Origin of the sequence: Vibrio anguillarum, assembly GCF_001989995.2 — a bacterium.
Lineage (GTDB): Bacteria > Pseudomonadota > Gammaproteobacteria > Enterobacterales > Vibrionaceae > Vibrio > Vibrio anguillarum.
This window is the reverse complement of the sequence record NZ_JAHGUP010000126.1, coordinates 1-2,960: the sequence shown is the minus strand read 5'-3', so window position 1 is coordinate 2,960 and position 2,960 is coordinate 1. Positions and strand designations below refer to the sequence as shown.

4 protein-coding genes are annotated in these 2,960 nt (G+C 40.1%); all 4 read left to right on the top strand.

All coding sequences use genetic code 11. The features are described 5' to 3' along the window. Nucleotides 1-56 precede the first annotated feature (56 nt). The 4 genes from PL85_RS17525 to PL85_RS17500 all read left to right on the top strand — a co-directional run bounded on the left by PL85_RS17525 (nucleotide 57) and on the right by PL85_RS17500 (nucleotide 2,400). A complete protein-coding gene (locus PL85_RS17525; protein ID WP_115340091.1) occupies nucleotides 57-512 on the top strand; it encodes an NUDIX domain-containing protein in 456 nt (151 codons plus the stop codon). Nucleotides 513-655: 143 nt separating this feature from the next. Beyond that, nucleotides 656-1,255 (top strand): hypothetical protein, encoded by a 600-nt coding sequence (locus tag PL85_RS17515; RefSeq protein WP_234826587.1) that lies wholly within the window; start codon nucleotides 656-658, stop codon nucleotides 1,253-1,255. Nucleotides 1,256-1,461: 206 nt separating this feature from the next. Then, on the top strand, nucleotides 1,462-1,752 hold the full coding sequence (locus tag PL85_RS17510; RefSeq protein WP_080569473.1) for a YkgJ family cysteine cluster protein: 291 nt from the start codon (nucleotides 1,462-1,464) through the stop codon (nucleotides 1,750-1,752). Between the two features lie 171 nt (nucleotides 1,753-1,923). After that, nucleotides 1,924-2,400 (top strand): GNAT family N-acetyltransferase, encoded by a 477-nt coding sequence (locus PL85_RS17500; protein ID WP_115340093.1) that lies wholly within the window; start codon nucleotides 1,924-1,926, stop codon nucleotides 2,398-2,400. The last annotated feature ends 560 nt before the right edge of the window (nucleotides 2,401-2,960 follow it).

Sequence of the window (2,960 nt, the reverse complement as noted above, 5' to 3'; positions counted from 1 at the left end):
TTAGCCGGGCGTTATGCCACTTTTATTTTACTTCTCATGGATGAGGATAGAATTAGATGCAATATGGGATTCAGCATCACATAGAAGTTACAGCAAAAGCTGCTGGAGCTGTGATTTTTAATCAACACAATGAAGTGTTATTGGTTCAAGAGCTAACCGGCTCAAAGAAAGGTCTATGGCATATACCGTCAGGTAGTGTTGAATCTACAGAGTTTCCTCAAGAGGCAGCGGTCAGGGAAATTGCAGAAGAAACGGGTTTAGAAGTTGCTTTAGAGAATTACTTAAATACCTATGCAGGACGTTTTGATGATGGTGAATTAGTATTACGTCATGTCTGGGTCACAGAAGTTGAAGACCAAGTCATATTGCCGAAATTCAACCATGAAATAGGTCGAGCAAAGTTCTTCTCGTTAGCTGAAGTACGGGATTTGTATGCTCAATCGAAATTGCGGATGCACCATACATTTTTAATGATCAATGATGCTTATGCACAGCGGGAAAAATTGGCATAACAAACTGTTCAAGAGGGATTCGCAACGCGTGGCATTTTTACTATGCGTTGGTTTTGGTGTTTAAGGCGGTTTGCGGCGGCTTTTGTATTGCGTTGCTCACCCCTTAACAGGGCGTTATAAATTTTTGAGACATCGGAGAACAAATGGAATTAGTAAATTTGCTTTTAACGTCTGGAGTCATAACAGGATGTCTCGCTGCAGTATTTAAAAAGTACATAGACCATCAGTTGAAACTAAAAGAGCAATCGTTACTGACGGATCTAAAGGTTCAAGCTGATATAGAAGTTGCAGTTTATAGAGCTAAGCTCGAACAAGAATCGCTACGTTTCAATGTTAAAACATCTGGCGTGTACGAAAAGCAAGCAGAAGTACTAATGGAATTATATAGTCAGTTGTCAGATCTGGAATACTTGATGAATGTAGCAATAAATCAGGGAAAACCGTGGGATGAAAAGTATGACAAATTTAAGTCTACATATTTTGAAGTTCGCACTTACTGGCGAAGAAATCGAATCCTATTGTCTGATGAAATAGATCACTTGATAAGAGCTCTTTTAAGTGATGCTTCTTGGGCTGTTGAAAACTACGGTTCAGGTGAATCAAGTTTTTTGCGAGGTGATTTTGAGTATGCCGATACCCAAAAACAGAAAGCTGAACAACTAAAACAAAGTATTCCGCAAATACTTGAACTTCTAGTTACAGACTTTAGAGACAAAATTGGCGTCACGGATAAAAATTTATAACAAACAATTTAAGTGGGATTCCCAACGCTTGGCATTTTTGCTTCTACTTCAATGTTAGTGGTTACGGTACAATGCTTTAGGTTGGGTTGTAGCGTTGCTCACCCCTTAATTGGGCGTTATGGCTATCAAGTTGAGTTCATCATTAATGTCGGTAAATTGGCTTAAATTGGAGTACTATTCTGCGATTAAACTCGCTGAAGAACTCGATGACAATCCCAATCAAAAATGTATCAAATCCGGAAATATCGTGCTCAAACTGCCATGCTTGTTGTTGCCGTTTGGAGGTTATGATCATTACCGATACAGGTGTACCAGAGCAACATATTGCATTCGATGAATGGGGTGGAGAAACGATGCTGCGTTTGTCAGATGGTTGGTGTTCAGCTCTAGATCGTGAAACGTTCATGTGCACAATTTACGAAAATCGCCCTTGGATTTGTCGAGAATTCGAAATGGGCTCTTACGAATGTCGAGATGAACGGATAGACCTTTCTTAAAGTTTTACCTAATAAATCAGTGAGTTGTTAGCCATAACAAACGGTTCAAGAGGGACAGCCAACGCGTGGCATTTTTATTATGCGTTGGTTGTTGTGGTTACGGTGTTATGCGGAAGCTTGGTTGTGGCGTTGGCTGCCCCTTAACCGGGCGTTATACGATTAAGGAGAGAAATGAAGCCTGATTTACACGGAAGTAGAATTGTTTTGAGGTCAATTCAAACGAATGATTCTGATGATTTGTTTGAAATTTATGGTGATATTCAAACAATGGAATTTGCCTCAGACCCAGTTTTTACATCGAAAGAGCTGATAGTTCAGATGCTAGAAAGCGTTGCTCTACTAGAGAAATCAGGTGAATCGTTGGAATGGGCGATTATGGATCAAGCGACCAACAAGGTTATTGGAACCTGCGGCTTACATAGCTTTAGTGATAACGGTGATGCCTGTGAAGTCGGATGCTTACTAAATTCATCGTACTGGCGACAAGGGTATATGTCGGAAGCTCTTAATTTATTATTTTTTCATGCTCAATCTTTGGGTATTGAAAGATTGTATGCAGATATTGATGAGGGTAACTTTCGGTCTCAAGCTTTGTTTAATAAGCTAGGTTTCAAAGCTAAAAACGGTCAGTTTCAGCGCTTGGTGTGAGGCATCGTATAACAAACTGTTCAAGAGGGATTCACAACGCGTGGCATTTTTACCATGCGTTGATTTTAGTGATTTAGGTGGTGTGCGGAAGCATCGTATTGCGTTGCTCACCCCTTAACAGGGCGTTATGTGTTTGGTCAGTTTTTAGGGTCCAAGCTACGATTTCATTGAGAATTCGTTCCGTGTTTTCGGCAAGTTGGCTTGGTCGAAATGGATTCTTGAACAACCTGAGATTGATCGTTTTCAAGGTTCTTTGGTTGCCTCAATTGCGTTTTGGATCTGGTTTGTGTTGAGTTTAGTCAGTTTCAAATCGCTTTAATTGAAATGTCTTTTTGACTGATTCACTTGCTGAAATTCAGCTCTGAAAGTCTGGTGAAGCAAAAGGTTTAGCGGTTGCTGAAAGGGCGCTTTCTTTGTTGTCGATTCTGTAAGTGGCTCTCTTCGGCTCAGATCGCTGTGAAATTTAGGTTTTGGTCAGCATCGTTTTTGTACGTAACTTATTCAAATTCCTTAATTTCTACGGTGGTTTACTTTGACTTTACGGTAAAATTCACATAACA